Annotated in this window: 21 protein-coding genes; 13 read left to right on the forward strand and 8 right to left on the reverse strand. The window is 61.3% G+C overall.

Going from position 1 to position 25,376, the window contains the following annotated elements:
- The 9 genes from KHQ24_RS13365 to KHQ24_RS13405 all read left to right on the forward strand — a co-directional run.
- The coding region (locus tag KHQ24_RS13365; protein WP_211777315.1) for a hypothetical protein at positions 1–261 on the forward strand (261 nt) is incomplete at its 5' end.
- A 74-nt stretch (positions 262–335) separates the two neighbouring features.
- Positions 336–1,016, forward strand: a complete 681-nt coding sequence (locus tag KHQ24_RS13370) for a carbonic anhydrase (protein WP_201357172.1) — start codon at positions 336–338, stop codon at positions 1,014–1,016.
- Positions 1,013–2,482, forward strand: coding sequence for a SulP family inorganic anion transporter (locus tag KHQ24_RS13375; protein WP_117130497.1), 1,470 nt, complete (start codon positions 1,013–1,015; stop codon positions 2,480–2,482). The genes KHQ24_RS13370 and KHQ24_RS13375 overlap by 4 nt, the downstream gene beginning before the upstream one ends.
- Positions 2,483–2,593: 111 nt before the next feature.
- Complete coding sequence (gene ahr, locus KHQ24_RS13380) at positions 2,594–3,613, forward strand: NADPH-dependent aldehyde reductase Ahr (protein ID WP_211777316.1); 1,020 nt, start codon at positions 2,594–2,596, stop codon at positions 3,611–3,613.
- Positions 3,614–3,743: 130 nt separating this feature from the next.
- Positions 3,744–4,628: a carbohydrate ABC transporter permease gene (locus KHQ24_RS13385; RefSeq protein WP_004146807.1), complete on the forward strand. Its 885-nt coding sequence runs from the start codon at positions 3,744–3,746 to the stop codon at positions 4,626–4,628.
- A complete protein-coding gene (locus tag KHQ24_RS13390) occupies positions 4,618–5,505 on the forward strand; it encodes a carbohydrate ABC transporter permease (protein WP_004206543.1) in 888 nt (295 codons plus the stop codon). Before KHQ24_RS13385 ends, KHQ24_RS13390 begins: the two co-directional genes overlap by 11 nt.
- A gap of 10 nt (positions 5,506–5,515) precedes the next feature.
- Positions 5,516–6,340 (forward strand): phosphodiesterase, encoded by an 825-nt coding sequence (locus tag KHQ24_RS13395; RefSeq protein WP_023284524.1) that lies wholly within the window; start codon positions 5,516–5,518, stop codon positions 6,338–6,340.
- Positions 6,341–6,345: 5 nt separating this feature from the next.
- The gene (locus KHQ24_RS13400) at positions 6,346–7,419 is read left to right on the forward strand and encodes an ABC transporter ATP-binding protein (protein WP_032456913.1); all 1,074 of its coding nucleotides are present in this window, start codon (positions 6,346–6,348) and stop codon (positions 7,417–7,419) included.
- Positions 7,412–8,722 carry an ABC transporter substrate-binding protein gene (locus KHQ24_RS13405; protein ID WP_043519346.1) on the forward strand — a complete coding sequence of 437 codons (1,311 nt, stop codon included), beginning with the start codon at positions 7,412–7,414 and terminating at the stop codon, positions 8,720–8,722. The genes KHQ24_RS13400 and KHQ24_RS13405 overlap by 8 nt, the downstream gene beginning before the upstream one ends.
- Before the next feature lie 227 nt (positions 8,723–8,949).
- On the opposite strand, the gene iolE is transcribed toward KHQ24_RS13405, so the two are convergent.
- Genes iolE through iolD form a run of 4 tightly spaced genes read right to left on the reverse strand, consistent with a single transcriptional unit; the run spans position 8,950 to position 13,799 of the window.
- Complete coding sequence (gene iolE, locus KHQ24_RS13410) at positions 8,950–9,849, reverse strand: myo-inosose-2 dehydratase (RefSeq protein ID WP_002886970.1); 900 nt, start codon at positions 9,847–9,849, stop codon at positions 8,950–8,952.
- Between the two features lie 23 nt (positions 9,850–9,872).
- A complete protein-coding gene (locus KHQ24_RS13415) occupies positions 9,873–10,757 on the reverse strand; it encodes a sugar phosphate isomerase/epimerase family protein (protein WP_004152193.1) in 885 nt (294 codons plus the stop codon).
- A 41-nt stretch (positions 10,758–10,798) separates the two neighbouring features.
- Positions 10,799–11,812: a Gfo/Idh/MocA family protein gene (locus KHQ24_RS13420; RefSeq protein ID WP_004186740.1), complete on the reverse strand. Its 1,014-nt coding sequence runs from the start codon at positions 11,810–11,812 to the stop codon at positions 10,799–10,801.
- A gap of 46 nt (positions 11,813–11,858) precedes the next feature.
- The gene (iolD, locus tag KHQ24_RS13425; protein ID WP_211777317.1) at positions 11,859–13,799 is read right to left on the reverse strand and encodes a 3D-(3,5/4)-trihydroxycyclohexane-1,2-dione acylhydrolase (decyclizing); all 1,941 of its coding nucleotides are present in this window, start codon (positions 13,797–13,799) and stop codon (positions 11,859–11,861) included.
- Positions 13,800–14,304: 505 nt separating this feature from the next.
- Between iolD and KHQ24_RS13430 the strand changes: the two genes are divergently transcribed.
- Complete coding sequence (locus KHQ24_RS13430) at positions 14,305–16,218, forward strand: bifunctional 5-dehydro-2-deoxygluconokinase/5-dehydro-2-deoxyphosphogluconate aldolase (protein WP_211777318.1); 1,914 nt, start codon at positions 14,305–14,307, stop codon at positions 16,216–16,218.
- 151 nt (positions 16,219–16,369) lie between these two features.
- On the forward strand, positions 16,370–17,227 hold the full coding sequence (locus KHQ24_RS13435; RefSeq protein ID WP_004206536.1) for a MurR/RpiR family transcriptional regulator: 858 nt from the start codon (positions 16,370–16,372) through the stop codon (positions 17,225–17,227).
- 745 nt (positions 17,228–17,972) lie between these two features.
- On the opposite strand, the gene iolB is transcribed toward KHQ24_RS13435, so the two are convergent.
- The gene (iolB, locus tag KHQ24_RS13440; protein WP_017900561.1) at positions 17,973–18,782 is read right to left on the reverse strand and encodes a 5-deoxy-glucuronate isomerase; all 810 of its coding nucleotides are present in this window, start codon (positions 18,780–18,782) and stop codon (positions 17,973–17,975) included.
- An 18-nt stretch (positions 18,783–18,800) separates the two neighbouring features.
- Positions 18,801–20,306, reverse strand: coding sequence for a CoA-acylating methylmalonate-semialdehyde dehydrogenase (locus KHQ24_RS13445; RefSeq protein WP_004146794.1), 1,506 nt, complete (start codon positions 20,304–20,306; stop codon positions 18,801–18,803).
- Positions 20,307–20,657: 351 nt separating this feature from the next.
- Here KHQ24_RS13445 and KHQ24_RS13450 point away from each other — a divergent pair, with 351 nt between their 5' ends.
- Both KHQ24_RS13450 and KHQ24_RS13455 read left to right on the forward strand, forming a co-directional pair.
- Positions 20,658–21,479: a TIM barrel protein gene (locus KHQ24_RS13450; RefSeq protein ID WP_023319606.1), complete on the forward strand. Its 822-nt coding sequence runs from the start codon at positions 20,658–20,660 to the stop codon at positions 21,477–21,479.
- Between the two features lie 97 nt (positions 21,480–21,576).
- Positions 21,577–23,079, forward strand: a complete 1,503-nt coding sequence (locus KHQ24_RS13455) for a helicase HerA-like C-terminal domain-containing protein (RefSeq protein ID WP_211777319.1) — start codon at positions 21,577–21,579, stop codon at positions 23,077–23,079.
- A 49-nt stretch (positions 23,080–23,128) separates the two neighbouring features.
- Here KHQ24_RS13455 and lptG read toward each other — a convergent pair whose 3' ends face one another.
- Together lptG and lptF are read right to left on the reverse strand one after the other, a co-directional pair.
- Positions 23,129–24,211 carry an LPS export ABC transporter permease LptG gene (gene lptG, locus KHQ24_RS13460; protein ID WP_002886956.1) on the reverse strand — a complete coding sequence of 361 codons (1,083 nt, stop codon included), beginning with the start codon at positions 24,209–24,211 and terminating at the stop codon, positions 23,129–23,131.
- Positions 24,211–25,308: an LPS export ABC transporter permease LptF gene (lptF, locus tag KHQ24_RS13465; protein WP_012969078.1), complete on the reverse strand. Its 1,098-nt coding sequence runs from the start codon at positions 25,306–25,308 to the stop codon at positions 24,211–24,213. The genes lptG and lptF overlap by 1 nt, the downstream gene beginning before the upstream one ends.
- Positions 25,309–25,376 lie beyond the last annotated feature (68 nt).

Here is a 25,376-nt window from a genome sequence, read left to right on the forward strand (position 1 = left end):
ACTCAACCCAACTCAACACAACCCAACACAACCCAACGTTCCCCATCCATCCCCGATATCCAATCCCTCAATATTCCCCCTAACCCCACCCAACGCCATTCCTATATATTCCAGAAAGTTTTAGCCAATACCTTTTTGTTATTCACTCGCCCCACAGTCAAATATCAATTTCATCAATATTTTTATAACTTTACATTAATGAAAAGTTTTCTTTTTGCCGTTTATTCCAGGATTTTCCTCAGGCGTGAAGGGTTCCGGTAAACACTATTTTTACTAGTCGCTGTACGAGTCTTGATGGACATATTCACTCGATGAATTAACTCAGGAGAATACTTGTGACGACGTTAAAACCTTTGCTGGCCCGCAACCGCAGCTGGGCGCTGCAGAAGTGTCAGCATGACCCGGACTATTTCGAAAAATGGGTCGACGGGCAGCGACCCCACTCGCTGTGGATCGGCTGCTCCGACAGCCGCGTTCCCGCCGAGGTGCTCACCGGCAGCCAGCCCGGCGAGCTCTTTGTCCACCGCAATATCGCCAACATGCTCGACCCCACCGACGACAACGTCATGAGCGTCCTGCAGTATGCCCTCCACTACCTTGAGGTGGAGCGGGTGGTGCTCTGCGGCCACTACGGCTGCGGCGGCGTGCAGGCGGCGCTTTCCCTGCCCACCCTGCCGCTGGCGCAGGAGTCCTCGGCGCTGGCTCGCCGCATCGGCCAGCTGCGCCACACCCTGCATCAAGAAATTGCGCAGATCGCCGATGGGTGTTGTGTTGCGGCCTCCCCCGGCGCCAGTGCCAGCGCCAGTTCCGACGCGGAGCCCTCTCGCCGTGCCCTTGACGCCCTGGTGGAAGCCAACGTTCGCGCCCAGTTCGCCCGTCTGCTGGAGAGTGAGCCGGTGCAGACGGTGCTCGCCAGCGGGCGGCCGCTCAGCCTGCACGGCTGCGTCTACGATCTGGCCTCCGGCCATTTAACCACCCTCGTCGAACACCTCTCACTGCAGGAGCACGCCCCATGAACACGCTTCGTCAGGACTCTCTCGCCGGCATCGTCGTCTTCCTTGTCGCCCTGCCGCTGTGCCTCGGCATCGCCCAGGCCAGCGGCTTACCACCCTTCGTCGGCCTGCTGACCGGCATCATCGGCGGCCTGGTCGTCACTGCCCTCAGCCCCTCCCGCTTCGCCGTCAGCGGCCCCGCCGCCGGACTGGTCACCATCGTCGTCGCCGCCATTGAATCCCTGGGTTCCTTCTCCCTCTTCCTGATGGCGCTGGTGCTGGCCGGCGTGCTGCAGCTGCTGTTCGGCATCCTGCGGGCCGGGCGCTTTATCTCGCTGGTTCCCGCCAGCGTCATCAAAGGCATGCTGGCGGCGATCGGCATCCTGCTGATTATGCAGCAGATCCCCGTCGCGCTCGGCACGGCGGAAGAGACCGGGCTTGCCGATGTGGTTCAGGGCAATGCCGCTTTCTCTGTCACTGCGATGGCCGTGGCCGCGGGCGGCCTGCTGGTACTCTGGCTGTGGGGCTCGCCGCTTATCCGCCGGGTGAAGAGCCTGCGCTGGATCCCCGGGCCGCTGATCGCCGTCCTGCTCGGCTGCGTGACCACCCTGCTGCTGACCCATTTTGCGCCGCAGCAGCTGGCCGCCCTGCCGCGCATTACCCTGCCAGCGTTCGGCAGCCTCGGCGATCTGCTGGGCGAGCTGGAGTCTCCGGCGTGGAGCGCGTGGCGCAATCCGTCGGTGTGGGTGGTGGCGGTAACCCTGGCGCTGGTCGCCAGCCTCGAAACCTTGCTCAGCCAGGAGGCGCTGAAAAAGCTGCGCCCGCAAAATCCGCCGCCTTCGCCGAACCGCGAAATGGTCGCTCAGGGCGTCGGCAACCTGCTCTCCGGCGTGCTGGGGGCGATGCCGATCACCGCGGTGATCGTCCGCAGCTCGGTGAACGTCAGCAACGGCGCGCAGAGCAAACTGTCGATCTTTATCCACGGTGTGCTGCTGTTGATCTGCGGCCTGTGGTTTAGCGGTCTGCTGACCCTGATCCCGCTCGCCAGCCTCGCCGCCGTGCTGTTGTATACCGGCTATAAGCTGGCGACGCCGCGGCTGTTCATCGAGCAGTTCCGCCAGGGGGCGGCGCAGTACGTCCCGTTCCTCGCCACCATCGGCGGGATTATTGCCTTCGGCATGCTGGCGGGGATCGGGATTGGTCTTGCCACCCAGATGGCGTTCAGCCTCTGGCGCAGCCATCGTCACTCGCTGCAGCTGGCGCGCTACGATGACCACTACGTGCTGCGCATCCAGCAGAATCTGACCTTTATGCACAATCCGCATCTGCTGGCCCTGCTGGCGAAAATTCCGGAAAAGAGCGTGGTGATCGTCGAGCACGACAGCGTCGGCTACCTCGACCCGGACGTGCGGGCGGTGCTGGATGATTTTGCCGAGAGCGCGCCGCAGCGCGGCATCCGCCTTAATCAGTGGCCGCTCGCCAGCCGCTGACCTTAACGGGCGGCTGGTCCGCCCGCTTCGCGACCCCTCCGATTGCCAAGCGCCGTGGAATGCCATGCTCTACACTTTCTGGGTTATCACGCCAACCCCAAGGAAATGAACATGAGCATCATTAAAAGCTACGCCGCCAAAGAAGCGGGCGCCGATCTGTCGCTGTGGGAGTACGATGCCGGCGAGCTGCAGCCGGAAGATGTCGAAGTTGAGGTAGAATACTGCGGGATCTGCCATTCGGACCTGTCGATGATCGACAACGAATGGGGGATGTCGAGCTACCCGCTGGTAGCCGGCCACGAGGTGATTGGCCGGGTGGCGGCGCTGGGCAGCGCGGCGCAGGATAAAGGCCTGAAGATTGGCCAGAAGGTCGGCATCGGCTGGACGGCGCGCAGCTGCGGCCATTGCGACGCCTGCATCAGCGGCAACCAGATCAACTGTCTGGAAGGCTCGGTGCCGACCATTCTCAACCGCGGCGGCTTCGCCAATAAGCTGCGTGCCGACTGGCAGTGGGTGATCCCCCTGCCAGAGAGCATCGATCTGGCGTCCGCCGGCCCGATGCTGTGCGGCGGCATCACCGTCTTTAAACCGCTGCTGACCCACCATGTCACCGCCACCAGCCGCGTCGGGGTGATCGGCATCGGCGGCCTCGGCCATATCGCTATTAAGCTGCTGCGGGCGATGGGCGCGGAAGTGACCGCCTTCAGCTCCAACCCGGCCAAAGAGCAGGAAGTGCTGGCGATGGGCGCCGATCGCGTGGTCAACAGCCGCGATCCGGAAGTCTTAAAAGCGCTGGCCGGCCAGTTTGACCTGATCATCAACACCGTGGCGGTGGATCTCGACTGGCAGCCGTACTTCGAAGCCCTGGCTTACGGCGGCAACTTCCATACCGTCGGCGCGGTGATGAAGCCGTTCCCGGTGCCGGCCTTTACCCTTATCGGCGGCGACCGCAGCATCTCCGGCTCGGCGACCGGCAACCCGTCCGAACTGCGCACGATGATGAAGTTCGCCGGGCGCAGCAAAGTGGCCCCGACCACCGAGCTGTTCCCGATGTCGCAGATTAACGAAGCGCTGAAGCACGTTCGCGAAGGCAAAGCCCGCTACCGCGCGGTGCTGAAAGCCGACTTCTGATGGTTCTCTCCCGCCGGGCGGCCCGCTCGCCCGGCGTTTTCCCCGTCGCTTCATCAAACCGTCATCTCCCCGCCATGCCTCTGTAGTCATTGCTTCCCACAATCCGGGCTTCGATAAATGGCTGAACGAGATGCGCGTCACCATGAGAAAGACCTGGCTTCCCTGGCTGATCCTGTCGCCTTCCCTGCTGTTTTTACTGCTGTTTACCTGGTTCCCGCTGGGGCGTTCGGTGTATGACAGCCTGTTTGATACCCGCATGGCCAGCGACGGCGCACAGTACGTCGGGCTGGATAACTTCGCCCGCCTGTTTGCCGATAACGTCTTCTGGCAGTCGCTGGGCAATAACCTGCTCTATATCCTGCTGACGGTGGTGCCCGGGGTGACCCTCGCCCTGCTGCTGGCGGTGGCGCTGAGCGAGAACCATCGCGTCAACCGCTGGCTGCGCACCGCCTTTTTCTTCCCGATGATTATCCCGATGGTCAGCGCCGCCGCACTGTGGCTGTTTATCTTTATGCCCGGCCTCGGCCTGCTCGACCACTATCTGGCGAAGCTGTTCGGGCCGATGAACAACAACTGGCTGGGGCGCAGCAACAGCGCGCTGCTGGCCCTGGCGCTGATCGGCGTATGGAAGTTCGCCGGCTACTACATGCTGTTTTTCCTCGCCGGGCTGCAGAGCATTCCGGCCTCGACGCGGGAAGCGGCGCTGATGGAGGGGGCTACCCGCACGCAGGTCTTTTTTAAGGTCACGCTGCCGCTGCTGCGCCCGACCCTGAGCTTTGTGATCACCACAGCGCTGATCTACTCCATCACCCAGATCGACCACGTGGCGGTGATGACCCGCGGCGGGCCGGACAACGCCACCACCGTGCTGCTCTATTACATCCAGAATCTCGCCTGGGATACCCACGACCTTGGCAAAGCCTCCGCCGCCACCTTCCTGACCCTGGCCGGGCTGTTCGCCTTCTCGCTGATTAACCTGAAACTGCTGGAGAAAGGAGCCCACTATGAGCGCTGACATCTCGCCGCTGCTGGTCCGCACACCCGCCGCTGCGCGTCCGCTGTGGCTGCGCCTGCGCCGCTCGTCGCCCTTTACGCTTACAGTATTAATGTGCTGCCTGGCGCTGCTGTGGATCAGCCCGTTTATCTGGATGCTGGCCACCTCGTTCAGCGCCACCACCTTCGGGGAAGACATGGCCTCGCTGCTGCCGCGCCTGCCGCTAACCCTCGATAACTTCCGCGACGCCTGGAACAGCGCCGACTGGCTGAGCCTGTACGCCAACACCCTTATCTTCACCTTCGGCACCTTCTGCGTGCAGCTGTTGACCATCACCACCGCCGGGTACGTCTTCGCCTGCCACGAGTTTCGCGGCAAGCAGACGCTGTTTCTCCTGTTCCTGGTGCAGCTGATGATCATGCCGGTGGTGATGATGGTGCCGAACATGCTGACCCTGAAAACCTTCGGCCTGCTCAATACCCTCACCGGGGTGATGATGCCCTACTTCACCTCGGCGTTCGGCGTGTTCCTGATGCGTCAGGCGTTCCTCGCCATCCCGAAAGAGCTGGAGGAGGCGGCGCTGATGGAGGGCTGCCGCTGGTGGCAGGTGTTGTTCCGCGTGCTGCTGCCGATGTCCTGGCCGTCGGTGCTGGCCTTCGCCACCGTCAGCATTACCTACCACTGGAACGAGTACCTGTGGCCGCTGATGATGCTCAACGATCCCGACAAGCAGGTGCTGACCGTCGGGCTGGTCTCCTTCGCCATGGGCGCCGAATCCGGCGGCCAGTGGGGCACCATCGGCGCCGGGACGCTGATGGTCTGCCTGCCGCTGATGCTGGCGTTCATCCTTTTTCAGAAACAGTTCCTGCGGAGCTTCGGCTTCTCCGGGATCAAATAAGGAGTGATTCATGCTGTTAGCGCACATTTCCGATACCCATTTCCGCAGCCGCGGCGAGAAGCTGTACGGCTTTATCGACGTCAACGCCGCCAACGCCGATGTGGTCTCGCAGCTTAACGCGCTGCGCGAGCGCCCGAACGCGGTGGTGGTGAGCGGGGATATCGTCAACTGCGGCCGCCCGGAGGAGTATCAGGTGGCCCGCCAGATCCTCGGCAGCCTGAACTATCCGCTGTATCTGATCCCCGGCAACCACGACGACAAAGCCCATTTTCTGGAGCATCTTCACCCGCTGTGCCCGCAGCTGGGCAACGATCCGCAAAATATGCGCTATGCGGTGGATGATTTCGCCACCCGCCTGCTGTTTATCGATTCCAGCCGCGCCGGCACCTCGAAGGGCTGGCTGACCGACGAGACCATCGGCTGGCTGGAAGCCCAGCTGTTCGAGGGCGGCGACAAACCGGCGACCATCTTTATGCACCACCCGCCTCTGCCGCTGGGCAATGCGCAGATGGACCCGATCGCCTGCGAAAACGGCCACCGTCTGCTGGCGCTGGTGGAGCGTTTCCCGTCGCTGACGCGCATCTTCTGCGGCCATAACCACAGCCTGACCATGACCCAGTATCGCCAGGCGCTGATCTCCACTATCCCTGGTACCGTCCATCAGGTGCCGTACTGCCACGAAGACACCCGGCCCTATTACGACCTCTCCCCGGCTTCATGCCTGATGCACCGCCAGGTCGGCGAGCAGTGGGTGAGCTACCAGCACTCGCTGGCCCACTACGCCGGGCCGTGGTTGTACGACGAAAACATCAGTTGCCCAACGGAAGAGCGCTAACCGCCATGCTCAGTCTGCAAAACATCAGTAAACGTTTCGACGGCAAGCCGGCGCTCAGCGCCCTGTCGCTGGATATTCACGAAGGCGAATTCGTGGTGCTGGTCGGCCCGTCGGGCTGCGGGAAAAGCACCCTGCTGCGCCTGCTTGCCGGGCTGGAGCCGGTTAGCGAAGGCCAAATCTGGCTGCATGATGAGAACATCACCGCCGCCACGCCACGCGAGCGCAACTTCGCGATGATCTTCCAGAACTATGCCCTGTTTCCGCATCTGTCGGTACGCGACAACATTACCTTCGGCATGCAGGTGCGCAAGGAAGAGAAAAGCAGCTGGCAGCCGCGGGTGGACAAAGTGGCGCAGATGCTGCAGCTGGAGGCGCTGCTTGACCGCAAACCGGCGAAGCTCTCCGGCGGCCAGCGCCAGCGGGTGGCGATGGCCCGGGCGATCGTGCGCAATCCGCGGCTGTTCCTGATGGACGAGCCGCTCTCCAACCTCGACGCCCGTCTGCGCAGCGAAGTGCGCGACAGCATTATGGCCCTCCACCAGCAGCTGAAAACCAGCACCATCTATGTGACCCACGACCAGACCGAGGCGATGTCGATGGCCGACCGCATCGTGGTGATGAACGGCGGCCACGTGCAGCAGGTCGGGCGCCCGGAGTATCTGTACGCCAACCCTGCCAACCTGTTCGTCGCCGGGTTTATCGGTTCGCCGGCGATGAACCTGCTGTCGCTACCCTGCGCCAACGGTGAAGTACTGTTGGGAGAACAGCGCCATCCGCTGCCGCCGCGCCACCGGGATCAGACTCGCGTCTGGCTGGGCGTTCGCCCGGAACATATTACCGACCGCGTGGAGGAGGGCCATCTGCGCCTGCCGGCCACCGTTCTGCAACGAGAACTGATGGGAGCCGACTACCTGCTCCACGTCAGCACCCCGATCGGCACCCTGCGCTTTAGCCGCCGCCACCGCGGCACGGTGCCGGAGAAAGGCGAGTCGCTACCGATCGGCTTTTCGCCTGCCGATGTGCATCTTTTTCATGCTGAGACCCAGCATAATTTACTGATGGAGACAGATCATGTTTAAACCTTTTACGGTAGTCGCGGTTGGCCTCAGTCTTGCCCTGAGCGGCGCGGCGCTGGCAAAAGAGAAAATAGACTTCATGTTCCCGGCGCCGGTGGACGGCAAGCTGACCATGGAGATGACCCGCGTCATTAAGCAATTCAACGACTCGCAGCAGGATGTCGAAGTACGCGGCATCTTCACCGGCAACTACGACACCACCAAGATCAAAGCCGAATCGGCGCAGAAGGCCGGCCAGCCGCCGGCGCTGGTGATCATGTCCGCCAACTTCACCACCGATCTGGCACTGAAGGATGAGATCCTGCCGATGGACGAGCTGTTTAAATATGGCGATCAGAAGGCCGGCGATTTTCTGCAAAAGGAATTCTGGCCCGCGATGCATAAGAACGCCCAGGTGATGGGCACCACCTATGCGATCCCGTTCCATAACTCGACGCCGATCCTCTACTACAACAAGACGATGTTCGATCGGGCCGGGATAAAACAGCCGCCGCAGACCTGGGCCGAGCTGCTGGCCGATGCCAAAAAGCTGACCGACGAGAGCACAGGCCAGTGGGGGATCATGCTGCCGTCGACCAATGACGACTACGGCGGCTGGATCTTCTCGGCACTGGTGCGCGCCAACGGCGGGAAATACTTTAACGAAGACTATCCGGGCGAGGTCTATTACAACTCGCCGACCGCCATCGGCGCCCTGCGCTTCTGGCAGGATCTGATTTACAAGGACAAGGTAATGCCGTCCGGGGTGCTGAACTCGAAGCAGATCAGCGCCGCGTTCTTCTCCGGTAAGCTCGGGATGGCGATGCTCAGCACTGGCGCGCTGGGCTTTATGCGCGAGAACAGCAAAGACTTTGAGCTTGGGGTGGCGATGCTGCCGGCCAAAGAGCAGCGCGCGGTGCCGATCGGCGGCGCCAGCCTGGTGAGCTTTAAAGGCATCAGCGATGCGCAGAAGAAAGCGGCGTATCAGTTCCTGACCTATCTGGTGAGCCCCGACGTGAACGGCGCATGGAGCCGCTTTACCGGCTACTTCTCGCCGCGCAAGGCGTCATACGATACGCCGGAGATGAAGGCCTATCTGCAGCAGGATCCGCGGGCGGCGATCGCCCTTGAGCAGCTGAAGTACGCCCATCCGTGGTACTCCACTTGGGAGACCGTTGCGGTACGTAAGGCGATGGAGAACCAGCTGGCGGCGGTGGTTAACGATGCCAAAGTGACGCCGGAAGCGGCGGTGCAGGCGGCGCAGAAGGAAGCCGACGCGCTGATGAAACCGTATGTGGATAAGACCGCGCTGGCGGAAGTGAAGTGACGCTTTACCCGTCATCCTCACCCTCACCCTGGCCCTCTCCCTGAGGGAGAGGGGACTGTCCGGCGCCGGGGTTGAGCCCTGGGGCCGGGAGAGGGGACGGTACGGCGCTGTGGTTAAGCCCTGGGCCCGGGAGAGGGAACTGCCCGGAGCCGTGGTTGAGCCCTGGGTCCGGTTGAGAAAGGAAAAAAGCAGGCCATACCCGGTATGGCCTGAAAATGTCACAACGATTAGATCCCTGCCGTTTCGCGGATATATTTGCGCGCTTTGACGGCGTATTCGAAAGGATTGGCCAGAGCAGGATCCTGCTCTGCTTCCACCACCATCCAGCCTTTATAGCCAAAGTCGTCCAGCAGCTTGAACACCGGACGGAAATCGATCACCCCGTCGCCCGGGACGGTGAAGGTGCCTTTTTTCACGCCGTCGAGGAACGACAGGCCGTCGCGGCGCACCTGGTCGATCACCGGCGGACGGACGTCTTTCAGGTGAACGTGGTTAATGCGCGGCAGATACTTTTTGAGGATCGCCAGCATCGGCGCTTCGCCGCCTTCGGAATACCAGGCGTGGCCGGTGTCGAACAGCAGGAAGACGCGCTCGTCCACCAGCGACATAAACTTGTCGATTTCCGCAGTGGTCTGGATGCCGGTGCCCATGTGGTGATGCAGGCAGACCTGCATCCCCTTCTCCGCCGCCAGGCGACCTAGGGTGTTATAGCCTTCCGCTACCCGCTGCCACTCCTCGTCGCTGAAGCACGGCTTCGCATCGCCGAGGATCGGTTTATCCAGCCCCTGGATGCTGCCGCTCTGCTCGGAGCAGCCAATCACTTTCGCGCCCATCGCATGAAGGAAGTTCATGTGATTGACGAATTCATCAATGGTTTTTTCCCGCTGGCCGTTGGCGAAAAAGGTGCTGAACCAGGCGTTGCAGATCTGAATGCCGCGGATGTCCAGCATCGGCTTGAGGACCGCCGGGTCGCGCGGATATTTGCTGCCGACTTCGCTGCCGGTAAAGCCGGCCAGCGCCATTTCGCTGACGATCTGCTGGAAGGTGTTTTCGCTGCCGAGCTCCGGCATATCATCGTTAGTCCAGCCGATCGGGGCGATAGCCAGTTTGACGTTATCTTTGTTCATAGTAGGGCTCCTGCCGCTGCGCCTTAGCGGCGCAGCAATTCACGTTCAATGAGTTCACGGGTTTCCACTGCCTGGTATTTCATTTTTTCCGGGTAGCCAAACAGCGAGGTGGCGACAATCGGCTCCCCGCCGACCTTGAAGGTCTGCTCGGCGAATTTCATTTCGCGCAAGGTGCGGAACAGCGCGTCGAAATCCACATCCCCTTCCCCGACGCCTACGTGCTGGTGCACCACGGCATCCACGCCCGGCGGGTTAACGATATAGCGGCAATGTTTCGTATGATTGCGGGTATCCGCAATCAGGACATGGGAGAGATCGCTCCCGGCATAGCGCAGCATGCTCGCCACGTCGCCGACGCCTTTGTCGTAGAAAAAGGTGTGCGGCACGCTGTAGACGTACTTCACGTTATCGCTGCGGAACGACTTCACAATATCGACGGTTTCATTGTTCTCTTCGCAGAAATCCCAGGGATGCGCCTGGATCTCCACGCGGATGCCTTCCCGCTCAAAAATCGGCAACAGCTCTTCCATCGAGCGATAGAACATTTCATCGCAGATCTCAGGCTGATTCGGATCGCCGGAGAACTCGGTGTTGATCACCTGAACGCCCATCTCCACCGCAATTTCCACCAGCCGTTTCCAGTTTTTCACCGCTGCCTGACGGCGCAGTTCGTCCGGGCCAGACCAGCGGTAGACACAGATAAACGACGACAGCTCAAGGCCGGTATCGCGCAGCGCCTGCTTGTACTCCGCCATGATCTCCCGGCTGGCGCGCGGGTGCTTGTAGAACGGGTTAATCTGCGGGTGCGGCGACTGTTCAATGTACTTGTAGCCCCACTCCGCTACCTGATGGACCATGCGGGTGATCCCGAGGTCCTTAATCACATCCACATCAAAGGCAATTTTCATCGTCGTTACCTGTGCAAAGAAGTTCCGTCAGCAAAACGTGCTTAACGTTTATAGAATGCCGGGCACTCAGGCAGCGTCACTTCAACCGGCTCGCTGGTTCCCTGCGCTTTAATGCAGGCGTCCGCCGCCACCGACGCCGCGTAGCCGTCCCAGGCCGACGGGCCGTGCAGCTGGCCGGCTTTGACGTCGTTGATAAAGGCCTGCAGCTCGACGTCGTAGGCTTTGATAAAGCGGTCTTTCCAGTCGGTGAGAATGGCGGTCGACAGGCTGGCGGACTTGCGCATCTGGACGGCAGACGGCTCCGGCAGACGGGCAATCCCGGTCTCGCCGACCACTTCGCACTGGATGTCATACCCGTACTGGCAGTTCACGAACACTTCGACGTCGATCAGGGTGCCTTTTTTGGTTTCAAAGGAGACGATCTGCGGATCTTTCAGGCGCGCATGGGTGTGCGAGGTGGAGCGCGGGAAGCGCACCTGCACGGAACGGTAGTCATCGTTCAGCAGCCAGCGCAGCACGTCCAGCTCGTGGATCAGGGTGTTGGTGATCGCCATATCGGTGGTGTAGTTCTCGCCGACCGACTGGTTGCGGTGGGCGCAGCGCAGCATCAGCGGCGCGCCGATATCGCCATCGTCGATCACTTTTTTCAGCGCCAGATAGCCTTCGTCGTACGGGCGCATAAAACCTACCTGCACCAGGCGACGGCCGGCCTTCATTTCAGCATCGACGATGCGGCGGCAGCCTTCCGCGGTCATCGCCAGCGGTTTTTCGCAGAACACCGGCTTACCGGCGGCGATGGCGGCCAGGGTGTACTCTTCGTGGGTCGGGTCCCAGGAGGTGACCAGGATGGCGTCGACATCGCTGGCGTTAATCACGTCGTGGCCGTCGGCGTAGACTTCCGCCTGCACGCCCGGCAGCGCGACCGCCGCACGGGCGTTGTCGGCATTGATATCAGACACCGCCACAACGGTGGCGCCCTGCAGAACCTGGGTGCAGCGACGGATGTGTTCTTTACCGATAGCGCCAGCGCCGATGACACCTAATTTGAGCGACATAATGGTTTTCTCCGTAAGTCTGTAGGATTCAGAGTGGATGTTCGTTTTAGTAATCACGCGCCTGGGCGCGCTTTTCATTAATCATTTGCGCAACTTTGCGGATCCGCTCAGAGAGCGCCGTCTGGGCGACGCCTACGTTCCACCAGCTGCCGTATTTGTGCACCATGGTCTTCGGCAGCACTTTAATATCAATCAGGGTGCTGACCGTTTCGCGACGGGCGGCGTCCAGCGCGTTGCGCAGTTCGTCCAGGGTGGTGACGCGCCAGGTTTTGCAACCGTAGCCGGCGGCGATGGTGGCGAAGTCCACCGGCACCAGGCCGCCCTGCAGCTGGCCGGTTTCCGGCTGGCGGTAGCGGAACTCGGTGCCGAAGCTGTCCATCCCGTGCTCCATCTGCAGGTTGTTGATGCAGCCGTTGGCCATGTTGTCGAACAGCACGACGTTGATCTTCGCCCGCTCCTGCAGAGAGGTGACCAGTTCAGAGTGAAGCATCATGAACGAGCCATCGCCGACCAGGGAGTAGACTTCGCTCTGCGGCTGCGCCAGCTTTACGCCCAGTGCGGCGTTGACCTCATATCCCATGCAGGAGTAGCCGTACTCCACGTGGTAGGTGTTTTCCGCGCGGTTGCGCCAGACGCGCTGCAGATCGCCGGGCAGGCTGCCCGCCGCCGCGACGATCACCGCCTCGGCCGGCAGCGTTTCATTCAGTACCCCAAGGACGCTGCTCTGGGTCAGGGTGGAGTCGGTGATCTGGCGGAATTCGCGATACACTGATTCGCGATCGAGATGATCGTCGATCTCCGGGACAAAGGATTTCTCCTGCCACACCGCCTGGTAGACGCGCTGGGTCTCTTTTAACTGACGGCTCTGCACGCTCTCGATCTGCGCGCCCCAGCCGGCCTGCCAGCCGCTGTCCGCCAGCGCCGCGTCGAGGGCGGTCATCGCTTCCCGGGCGTCCGCCAGCATGGCAATGCCGTCCAGCTTCCAGGCGTCGAAGTTGCTGACGTTAATATTCAGGAAACGCACCTCCGGGTGCTGGAAAATCCATTTCGAGGCGGTGGTAAAATCGCTGAAGCGGGTGCCGACGCCGATCACCAGGTCGGCCTCTTTCGCCAGCAGGTTCGCCGCCAGACAGCCCGTCTCGCCGACGCCGCCGACGTTCAGGGGGTGAGAAGAGACCACCGTCCCCTTCCCGGCCTGGGTTTCGGCGAAGGGCACCCCGTAGCGCTCGGCGAAACGGGACAGCGCTTCGCCCGCGCCGGAGTATTTCACCCCACCGCCGCAGACGATCAGCGGTTTACGGCTGGCTTTGATGGCCGCCACGGCGTCCGCCAGCTGCGCGGCGCTGGCCGGGCGGCGGTCAAGACGGTGCACCCGGCGCGCAAAGAAGGATTCCGGGTAGTCCCAGGCTTCGCCCTGCACGTCCTGCGGCAGGCACAGCGTCACCGCGCCGGTTTCCGCCGGGTCGGTCAGGACGCGCATGGCGTTGATGCAGGCGCTCATTAGCTGTTCCGGACGGGTAATGCGGTCCCAGTATTTGCTGACCGCGCGGAAGGCGTCATTGGTGCTGATGCTGAGATCGTAGCTCTGTTCAATCTGCTGGAGCACCGGGTCCGGCTGGCGGGTGGCGAAGACATCGCCCGGCAGCAGCAGCAGCGGAATGCGGTTGGCGCTGGCGGTGCCGGCGGCGGTGATCATGTTGGCCGCCCCCGGACCGATGGAGGAGGTGCAGGCGATAATCTGCCGGCGCAAGGCCTGGCGGGCAAAACCGGTGGCCACGTGGGCCATCCCCTGCTCGTTGCGCCCCTGATAGACGCGCATGTCGCCGCTGTCCTGCTCCAGCGCCTGCCCCAGCCCCAGGACGTTGCCATGGCCGAATATCGCGAAAATGCCTTTCACGAACTTCAGCTCTACACCATCCACTTCCAGGTACTGGTTATCGAGGAACTTAACCAGCGCCTGCGCCGTTGTCAGTCTCAGTTTGCCCATGATGCACAATCCTTATTGTTCAGTATTTGTGTGTGGCGTCGCGCCGATGCCGCCGGGGCCGTCGTTCACGTCACTGGAATACCTGTGGATTATAGGCAAACATTTTTTTCATTAAATACAAATACAGAAGAAATATTTCATTTTGCGAGAAGGATCAAACTCTCTACCCATTTCATACGTTTCACTTACATTCCTGACACGTTTTCGGGCCCTTTTTTGCCGCAGCACACGACAATATCCCCTTAAAAATCATAGGTAAATGGCTGTCGTGTGGCGTTTCATTTTCTCCCGGGTCAACAGTGGGGACGATCCGCGCTCGCGCGAGGCTCAGTGCGGCAGAGTGGTAGATCCCTCACACTTTTGGTTTTTTAATTTCGAACGAGTTTGCAAATGAAATATTTATTTCTCAAACTAAGGGTAACCAATAACCCTCAGGCTGTTCACGGAGTCAACGTCGGGATCCCGACCCTTCCAGGCAGCAGACACCAAAAAGGAAATCCTAGCTATGAATGCAGCAGTAAAGCGGCTCGACGTCATCTGTATAGGTCGGGTGGCCGTCGACCTCTATGCCCAGCAGATCGGTTCGCGGCTAGAAGACGTTGCCAGTTTCGCGAAATATCTGGGCGGCTCCTCCGGCAACGTGGCCTTTGGCACCGCGATTCAGGGGCTGAAATCGGCCATGCTGGCGCGCGTTGGCGATGAACACAACGGCCGTTTCCTGCGTGAAACGCTCAACCGCGCCGGGGTGGATACTGAGTATCTGATTACCGACAAATCTCGCCTGACCGCGCTGGTGATGCTGGGGATAAAGGATCAGGAGACTTTCCCTCTGATTTTCTACCGCGATAACTGCGCCGATATGGCCTTAACGCCTGACGACATCAGCGAGGAGTATATTGCCTCCTCCCGGGCGCTGGCGGTGACCGGCACCCATCTGTCGCACGCCAACACCCGCGCCGCGGTGCTGAAGGCGCTGGAGTACGCCCGCCGTCACGGCCTGCGTACCGCGCTGGATATCGATTACCGTCCGGTGCTGTGGGGACTCACCTCGCTCGGCGATGGCGAAACCCGTTTCATTGAGTCCGGGCCGGTCACCAGCCAGCTGCAGGAAGTGCTGCATCTGTTCGATTTGGTGGTGGGAACCGAAGAAGAGTTTCATATTGCCGGGGGCAGCACCGATACCCTGACCGCGCTCAAAAATGTGCGCCATGCCACCAAAGCCACCCTCGTCTGCAAGCGCGGGCCGATGGGCTGCGTGGTGCTGGAAGGCGACATCCCGGACAGCTGGGACCAGGTGCCGCTGCAGCAGGGCGTGCGCGTGGAGGTGCTCAACGTGCTGGGCGCCGGAGATGCCTTTATGTCTGGCCTGCTGCGCGGCTGGCTTAACGACGAGGGCTGGGAGCAGGCTTGCCGTTATGCCAATGCCTGCGGGGCGCTGGTGGTCTCCCGCCACGGCTGTGCGCCGGCGATGCCGACCAAAGTCGAACTCGATGACTATCTGCAGCGCGCCGAATCGGTGCCGCGCCCGGACGTCGACGAGCGCCTCAACCACCTGCACCGGGTGACCAGCCGCCGCCAGCAGTGGCCGGAGCTGTGCATTTTCGCCTTCGACCATCGCAAACAGCTGGCCGATCTGGCGCGGGGGGCCGGGCGCGATGAAGCCTGCATTCCGCAGCTCAAGCTGCTGTTGTTGGCCGCGGCCGAAGCGGCGGCGCAGGAGGCGGGCCTTGACCAGCGCAGCGGTATTCTGGCCGACGGCACCTACGGCCAGCGTGCGCTGAACGCCATTACCGGCAAGGGCTGGTGGATCGGGCGCCCTATCGAACTGCCCAGCTCGCGACCGCTGCGTCTGGAGCATGGCAACATCGGCTCGCAGCTGATCGACTGGCCGCTGGAGCATGTCGTCAAATGTCTGGTTTTCTATCACCCGGATGACCCGGCGGCGCTGCGTGCAGAGCAGGACGCCCTGCTGCTCGAGGTGTGGCAGGCCTGTAACAAGTCAGGCCATGAATTGCTGCTGGAGGTGATCCTGCCGGAAAATGGCCCGGACAAAGACGAGCGCCATTACCACACCATGCTGGAACACTTCTATCAGCTGGGGATCAAGCCGGACTGGTGGAAGCTGCCGCCGCTCTCCAGCGCCAGCTGGCAGCAGATCACCGCCCTTATCGAGCGCGAAGATCCGTGGAGCCGCGGGATCCTGATCCTCGGCCTCGACGCGCCTTCCGACAAACTGCGCGCCGGTTTCACCGAAGCGGCCGCACACCCGATGATCAAAGGTTTCGCCGTCGGGCGCACCATCTTTGGCCAGCCGTCTCGGCGCTGGATGCAGGGTGAGCTCAGCGATGAGGCGCTGATAGAGGAAGTGAAACGCAACTACCTGACGCTTATTGGCTACTGGCGCGAAGCCCGCCGCTGATCCCCCGACGCCCGTCTCCGTCACCTTGCGGAGCGGGCGTTTTTCTGTTTCTTCGTGAAATGAATCGCGTATTTCGTCGCAATAAATGAAAAATTCGCTTCATTTGGTACACTGGAAGCCATATTCCTTCCATTTTCTCAGAGCGCACTCTATGGCCAATAACCCAACACAGCTGACCATCCTGCAGGATGAAATCAGGCGTCGCTACGATACGTTAAGCAAACGCCTGAAACAGGTCGCCCGCTATATCCTTGATAACAGCAATAGCGTGGCTTTCGATACAGTGGCCTCCATTGCGCAACAGGCGGACGTTCCCCCTTCCACGTTGATTCGTTTTGCCAACGCCTTCGGCTTCAGCGGCTTTAACGAAATGAAACAGATGTTCAAGCAGCATTTGATGGAAGAGACCGCCAACTATACCGAGCGCGCCCGTCTGTTCCGCCAGACCACCAGCGATGAGTCCAGCCCGCCGGAAACGCCGACGGAAATCCTTAATATGTTCACGATGGTGAACAACCAGGCGCTGCAGCAGCTGGCGATGCAGACCTCCAGCGATGAGCTGGAGCGCGCGGTGGCCCTGCTGGGCGAGGCGGAAAATATCTACGTCATTGGCCTGCGCCGGTCGTTCAGCGTCGCCTCCTATCTGACCTATGCGCTGCGCCACCTCGATCGCAAAGCCTTTCTGATCGACGGCCTCGGCGGCATGTTCACCGAGCAGCTGAGTCTGGTCGGCCCGAAAGACGTGGTGGTGGCGGTGAGCTTCTCGCCGTACGCCCGGGAAGTGGTCGAGCTGGTGGAGCTGGGCGCGCAGCGCAAAGCGCGGCAGATCGCCATTACCGACAGCCAGGTCAGCCCGCTGGCGGCCTTCAGCGATGTCTGCTTTGTGGTGCGGGAAGCGCAGGTGGATGGCTTCCGCTCGCAGGTTGCTTCGCTGTGCCTGGCCCAGACGCTGGCGGTCTCGCTGGCGCTGAACAGCAGTCAGGAGTCTGAGGCCAAGCAGAAGGCGTGAGACAGACCGCCTGGCGTCGGTTGCCTGGCGGAGTGGCATAAGCCTGCGGGAGGATCCCGTAGGCCGGATAAGGCGAAGCCGCCATCCGGCACAAAGGCAGGTATGGCGCCGGAGGTGTCCTGCCCGGCGGCGCTGCGCTTGCCGGGCCTGGGATATGTGCACCTGCGGGTCGCCGTTGAGACTGTTATCGGTTTGCAACTTTCCCGGCCAGACAATGCGTTTATCACGTGTAACTTCAGCGAAATTTGCGCTCCCGGTTAATCGTCTGCGTTATGCCTGGCATGGCGCAGGGAGCGCACAGGGGGCGGCCAGTCGCCGCCGCCCCCTGTACCCCCGGGCTCCGGCCAGCAAAATCGCCGCTGCGCGGTCCCTTCGACTTATCCCTGCAGGCTTCGGGTCGGGCCGAGGCAGCGTCCCTGCAAAACACGGACCTCAGCCCGCATCCATGCGGGCTGCCCCGGCCTTCCGGGAACGTCTCAGCGATTTTGAGGCCGTCAGCACCGGCAGTTTCAGTCGCGCAAGTGGGTAAATCAAGGACAGGTCGCACGAACCCTGTAGGCCGGATAAGCGTAGCGCCATCCGGCACAGTCACGGGTACGGTGCCTGACGGCCCGGCAACGCTGCGCTTGCCGGGCCAGGGAGTGGGATTCCGCGGAGCCTTTCGCTAAAAAACACCCGCAGCCTCAAACAACAAGGCCGGTTAGCATCGCTAACCGGCCTTTTTTATCGGCGTCTGCGCGTCACGTTAGTCGTGACGCGGATACTCCGGCGTGTTGATCCAGGCGTGGTCATCTTCCCAGGTGAACAGCCATTTCCGGTCCGGCCCGGCCATGACGTTCAGATAGTAGCTGTCGTAACCGGCAATCGCCGCCACCGGATGGTAACCGCGCGGCACCATCACCACATCGTGGTTATAGGGCGCCATACAGGCGTCCAGGCTGCGGTCGTCGGTGTAGACCCGCTGGAAGGCAAAGCCCTGCGGCGGATCGAAGCGGTGATAGTAGGTCTCTTCCAGCTGCGTTTCTTTGCCCGGCAGGGCGGTATCGTGCTTATGCGACGGCCACGAGCTGGTGGCCCCTTCGTCGGTGTAGACTTCCACCACCAGCAGGCAATCCGCCTCGGCGCTGTCCGGCAGAATATTATGCACCCGACGCTGGTTGCGCCCTTTCCCACGATGCTCGACGCCGACGTCTTCCGGCCGAATAAGGCGTGCCGGGAAGCTGCCTTTGCCCGGCGCGCTACACACCGCCAGCTCCAGATCGGAATCGGCGGTCACCTCGACCCGATCCTGCGGTGGCACGTACACCGACCACGGCGGGGTGCGTTCAAACGGCGACATCCGTTTACCGAGATTCGGGAAATCGGCCTGCTGCGTTTTCACCGACGCCAGGCCGGCGACCAGCACCAGGCACAGCTCGCGGTCGCCGCTCTCCAGCGTCACGGTCTGCCCTTTTTTCAACATCCAGACATCAAAGCCGATATAGCGCCAACCGGCGCTTTGCGGCGTAATATGCTGGATCTGTCCCTCTTTTCGCGATTTAGCCAGTAACGACATGGCGCTCTCCTTCGCCGATTAACCTAACGTCGGCATGCTGAATTCAGATACGGTCTGCTGCCCTGCCGGCCAGCGTACGGTGGCGGTCTTCATGCGCGTGTAGAAGCGCACGCCGTCCGGCCCGTGAACGTTCAGCGCCCCGAACACTGAGCGCTTCCAGCCGCCGAAGCTGTGGAACGCCATCGGCACCGGGACCGGCACGTTCACCCCGACCATCCCCGCCTGCACGTCGTGGACGAATTCACGCGCGGTGTGGCCGTTGCTGGTGAAGACGGCGCTGCCGTTGCCAAACTCGTGGCTGTTGACCAGTTCGAGGGCGCTGTCATAGTCCGCCGCGCGCACAATCCCCAGCACCGGGCCAAAGATCTCTTCGCGCCAGATGGTCATCTCCGGGGTGACGTGATCGAACAGGGTGCCGCCGACATAATAGCCCGCGTCGTAACCCGGCACGCGCAGTTTGCGGCCATCGACCACCAGTTTTGCCCCTTCGCTTTCGCCTTTATCAATATAGCCGAGGACTTTTTTCTGGTGAGTATCAGAAACCACCGGCCCCATCTCGTTCTCTTCCTGGCCGCGCATGCAGCCCGGGCCCACTTTCAGCGCCTCCACCAACGGCTTCAGGCGGGCGATCAGTTTGTCGGCGGTTTCATCTCCCACCGCGACCACCACCGGCAGCGCCATGCAGCGCTCGCCTGCGGAACCGAAGGCGCCGCCCATAATGGCGTTAACGGTGGCGTCAAGATCGGCATCCGGCATCACTATCGCGTGGTTTTTGGCGGCGCCAAAGGCTTGCACGCGCTTGCCGTGGGCGCTGGCGGTCTTATAGATATACTCCGCCACGCCGGAGGAGCCAACGAAGCTCACTGCCGCAATGCGCGGGTCAGTGTACAGCTGCTCGGCATCTTCATTGCTGCAGTGCACGACGTTAAACACGCCGTCCGGCAGACCAGCCTCTTTCAGCAGCTCTGCCAGACGCACGGCGGCCGTCGGCGCCAGCGCCGGCGGTTTGAGGACGAAGCTGTTGCCGCAGGCCAGCGCCAGCGGGAACATCCACATCGGCACCATCGCCGGGAAGTTGAACGGGGTGATCCCGGCCACCACGCCCAGCGGCTGCATCAGCGAATAGCTGTCGACGCCGGTGCCGACGTCAGAAGAGTATTCACCTTTAATCAGGTGCGGGATCCCGCAGGCGAATTCGACCACTTCCATGCCGCGGGTCAGCTCGCCCAGCGCATCCGACCACACTTTGCCGTGCTCGCTGACGATGATCCCCGCCAGCTCTTCCACGTGCTGCTCCAGCAGCATTTTGAAGTTGAACAGCACGCGGGCGCGGCGCAGCGGCGTGGTACGGGACCAGCTGTCAAACGCATCGCGAGCAACCTGAATCGCCTCAGAGACTTCCTGCGCGGTCGATACCGTGACTTCGCGCACCGCTTTGCCCGTCGCCGGATCGTACACCGGCATCGTTTCGTTGCTGCTGCTGATAACGGTTTTCCCGCCAATAAAGTTTCCTGTGATCGTCATGTTCTCGCCTCATAGTGAAGAGGGCCAGCGCACACCGGCCCGTCGCTGATTCTGCTGTGCTATAACCGTAGTAAAATGAAATTTATATTTCAACATTGTTGTGAAATGAAATTTCATTTTGGTGATAACAGTCGCATTTTGCGCTCACGCATCGCTTACACGCTTCCCCCATCGAGCCGCGCCGCCTCGTGATGCCAGGCTCCCCGTCCCGGTCGCTCCCGCCGCGGCGGCCGGGAATATTTTGCGAGGCAGCTCAAACAATCATCATTTTCATTCTTGCTTATTTTGGAATAAACGTTTTGACTGTTAGCCAATTGAACGAACCTAACCCTCTTCCGTCAGGAGTGTCCTATGGCCATCGCAATGCAACGTTTTTGTATTAACCGCAAAATCGCGCCAGCGCTCAGCATTGAAGCGTTTTTCCGTCTGGTGAACCGTCTGGGCCTGAATAAAGTCGAGCTGCGCAACGATTTACCCAGCGGGAAGGTGACCGACGATTTAAGCCATCAGCAGGTGCGCGAGCTGGCGGCGCGTTATCACATCGAGATCCTGACGATTAACGCGGTCTATCCCTTTAACCGCCGTAGCGAAGAGGTGCGGCAGCTGACCGAGTCGCTGCTGAAAGAGGCTCAGGCCATCGGCGCCAAATCGCTGGTGCTCTGCCCGCTCAACGACGGCAGCGAGGTGCCGGCCAGCGACACCCTGGGCGCCCTGCGCGACCTGGCCCCGCTGTTCGCCTTCTACGGCATCCACGGCCTGGTGGAGCCGCTGGGCTTCCCGCAAAGCTCGCTGCGATCGGCGCACCAGGCGCAGACGCTGATCCATGACGCGCGCGTGCCGTTTAAGCTGCTGATCGACACCTTCCATCACCATCTCTACCCGCAGGCGGCGGACGAGTTCAGTCAGGTGGAGGTAGCGGACATCGGGCTGGTCCACCTTTCCGGAGTGGACGATACCCGTCCGCGCGAGCAGCTCACCGATGCCGAGCGCATCATGCTGACGCCGCAGGATCGTCTCGGCACCTGCGAGCAGGTTAAGGCCCTGGAAGCCCGCGGCTATCAGGGGATATACGCTTTTGAACCCTTCGCTCCCGAGCTGGCGCAGTGGAGCGAAGCGGATATCGAGCGCGAAATTGAGCAGAGCATCGCGCTTATCCAACGCCACTGCGCCTGAGGCCTCTCGCGACAGCGTGCGCGGCGCGTGACGATTTCCCCAACGCCGGACGACGAGGTTGCCTATAATCGTCGCAGGATAAATGGAGGAATCGATCATGAGCTCACCCCTGTTGATTGCGCGCACGCTGGATAACGCGCTCTATTTGCTGCCCGCCATGGCCAACCGCCATGGGCTGATCACCGGTGCGACCGGCACCGGTAAAACCGTCACCCTGCAAAAGCTGGCTGAGTCGTTTTCGGAGATTGGCGTGCCGGTATTTATGGCGGACGTCAAGGGCGACCTGACCGGCATTGCCGCCGCGGGCCAGAGCTCAGAGAAACTGCAGGCGCGGCTGGAGAAGATCGGCGTCAGCGACTGGGAGGCGCACGCCAACCCGGTGGTGCTCTGGGATATCTTTGGCGAAAAGGGCCACCCGGTGCGGGCGACGGTCTCCGATCTTGGCCCCCTGCTGCTGGCGCGCCTGCTCAATCTCAATGAGGTGCAGAGCGGCGTGCTGAACATTATTTTCCGCATCGCGGACGACCGCGGCCTGCTGCTGCTCGACTTCAAAGATCTCCGCGCCATCACCCAGTTTATCGGCGACAACGCCAAATCTTTCCAGAATCAGTACGGCAATATCAGCAGCGCCTCGGTCGGCGCCATCCAGCGCGGGCTGTTGACCCTGGAGCAACAGGGCGCCGGGCACTTCTTCGGCGAGCCGATGCTGGATATTGCCGACTGGATGCGCGTCGATGCCAGTGGCAAAGGGGTGATCAATATCCTCAGCGCTGAAAAGCTCTACCAGATGCCGAAGCTCTACGCCGCCAGCCTGCTGTGGATGCTCTCCGAGCTGTACGAGCGCCTACCGGAGGCGGGCGATCTCGACAAGCCCAAACTGGTGTTCTTCTTCGATGAGGCGCATCTGCTGTTCAACGATGCGCCGCAGGTGCTGCTGGATAAAATCGAACAGGTGATCCGTCTTATCCGCTCCAAGGGCGTCGGCGTCTATTTTGTCTCGCAGAACCCGGCGGATATTCCCGACGTTGTGCTCGGCCAGTTGGGCAACCGTGTGCAGCACGCGCTGCGCGCCTTTACGCCGAAGGATCAGAAAGCGGTGAAAACCGCCGCCCAGACCATGCGCGCCAACCCGGCCTTCAGTACCGAACAGGCGATCCAGGAGCTGGGCACCGGCGAGGCGCTGATCTCCTTCCTCGATGAGAAAGGCAGTCCGTCGGTGGTCGAGCGGGCGATGGTTATCGCCCCCTGCTCGCGGATGGGGCCAGTCAGCGATGACGAGCGCAATGGCCTGCTGAATCACTCGCCGCTGTACGGCAAGTATGAAGAGGAGGTGGACCGCGAGTCGGCCTTCGAGATGCTGCAGCAAGGGGTGCAGGTCACTACCGAGCAGCAGTCGGCTCCGCCGGCGAAGGGTCAGCAGAGCGGAGAAGACGACGGGCTGCTCGGCGGCCTGAAAGATATCCTGTTCGGCAGCACCGGCCCGCGCGGCGGCAAACGCGACGGTATCGTGCAGACCGCGGCGAAAAGCGCAGTTCGCCAGGTCACCAATCAGATCGTCCGCGGCATGCTGGGCAGCCTGCTGGGCGGACGCAAGCGCTAAAAAAAAAGCCCCCTCATCAATGAGGGGGCTTAGGTTTCAGGCTTACCCGCTAGGCCTTACGCATCATCAGCCAGAGGCTTATCAGGAAGAAGCTGGCGCTTGGCAACAGCGCGCCGATGATCGGCGGTATGCCGTACACCAGGGTCAGCGGGCCGAAAATCTGATCCAGCACGTAGAAGATAAAGCCGAAGCTAATCCCCGTCACTACCCGGACGCCCATCGGCACGCTACGCAGCGGGCCAAAGATAAACGACAGCGCCATCAGCATCATCACCGCCACCGACAGCGGCTGGAAGATTTTGCTCCACATATTGAGCTGGTAGCGTCCCGGATCCTGACCGCTGGATTTCAGGTATTTCACATAGTTGTGCAGCCCGCTGATCGACAGCGCATCCGGATCCAGGGCAACCACGCCGAGCTTGTCCGGCGTCAGGTTGGTTTTCCAGGTACCGCTCACCATCTGCGACCCGGTCACCTGCTTCGGATCGGTCAGATCGGATTCATCCACCTGCGACAGGCGCCACACTTTATTCTCGCTATCGAATTTTGCCGAGGCGGCATAGCGCACCGACTGTAAACGACGCTCCGGGTTGAAGGCATAAATGCTGACGCCCCCCAGCTCATCGTTACCTTTCACCCGTTCGATATAGACAAAGTTATGGCCATCTTTCGCCCACAGCCCCTGCTGGGTGGAAAGTAGCGAACCGCCGTACATCTGCTGGGCGCGGTAGTTGCGCGCCATCTGTTCGCCCTGCGGCGCCACCCACTCGCCGATCGCCATGGTCAGCAGCACCAGCGGGATCGCAGTTTTCATCACCGCCAGCGCCACCTGCAGCCGGGTAAAACCGGACGCCTGCATCACCACCAGCTCGCTGCGCTGGGCCAGCATCCCCAGCCCCAGCAGCGCGCCAAGCAGCGCCGCCATTGGGAAGAAGATCTGGATGTCTTTCGGCACGCTGAGGATGGTATAGAGGCCGGCGCCCAGCGCGTCGTAACTGCCCTGCCCGGACTTTTTCAGCTGATCGACAAACTTGATAATGCCGGAGAGCGACACCAGCATGAACAGCGTCATCATGATGGTGTTGAAAATCGTCTTACCGATATAACGGTCAAGTACGCCAAACGCCTGCATCAGGCCGCTCCTTTATTAAAACGGGCGCGGAAGCGGCGCATCGGCACCGTGTCCCACAGGTTTAACAGCACCGCCAGCGCAAAATAGAGCAGGTTGATCGCCCACATCCAGATAGCCGGGTCCATTTTGCCTTTGCCGCCGTTCGACTTAATCGAGGTCTGCAGCAGGAAGAACACCAGGTAGAGCAGCATCGCCGGCAGCATCGACAGCACGCGGCCCTGGCGCGGGTTCACCACGCTGAGGGGCACCACCATCAGCGCCATAATGAAGACCGTCGCCACCAGCGTGAAGCGCCAGTGCAGTTCGGCGCGCGCGCGGTCGGTGTGGGTCTGCCACAGAGTGCGCATATCCATCTGTTCGGTGTCGTCCGGATCGGAGGTCACCGCCTGGTGGCCGATAATGGCCTGATAGTTATTGAAATCGGTAATGCGGAAATCGCGCAGCATCGCGGTGCCTTCAAAGCGGGTGCCCTTGTTGAGGGTCACCACCTGCGAACCGTCTTTCTGCTGCGACAGCTCGCCGGAATCCGCCACCACCACGGAAGGTCGCGCGTTGCCTTTCGGACGCAGCTGGGCAAGGAAGACGTCATGGAAGCGGTTGCCGTTGACGCTCTCGATAAACATCACCGCGTTACCATCGCTGGCCTGCTGGAACTGGCCCTGGGCCAGAGCGGCCATGCCGGGGTTAGCCTTGGCTTCCGCCAGCACTTCATCCTGATGGCGCGACGACCACGGCCCCGCCCACATCACGTTGACCGCCGCCACCGCGCCGGTGAACAGCGCGAGGATCATCGCCGCCTTGATCAGCACGGCTTTACTCAGGCCGCAGGCGTGCATCACCGTAATTTCGCTTTCGGTGTACAGCTTGCCGAGGGTCATCAGCAGGCCAAGGAACAGACTTAACGGCAGGATAAGCTGCGCCATCTCCGGGATGCCGAGCCCCAACAGCGAGAGCACCAGATTGGTTGGGATATCGCCATCCACCGCAGCGCCGAGGATCCTGACTAATTTCTGACAAAAGAAAATCAGTAACAGGATGAATAGGATCGCCAACTGGCTTTTCAGCGTCTCACGAACCAGATATCTTATGATTATCACTATAAATACGCCCGTAAAAACCCGTTTTAGTGCAGGAAAATTGCTTGTTTCATGGCTTAAACGTCATT

Source organism: Klebsiella sp. 54 (assembly GCF_018223875.1).
Taxonomy (GTDB): domain Bacteria; phylum Pseudomonadota; class Gammaproteobacteria; order Enterobacterales; family Enterobacteriaceae; genus Klebsiella; species Klebsiella quasipneumoniae.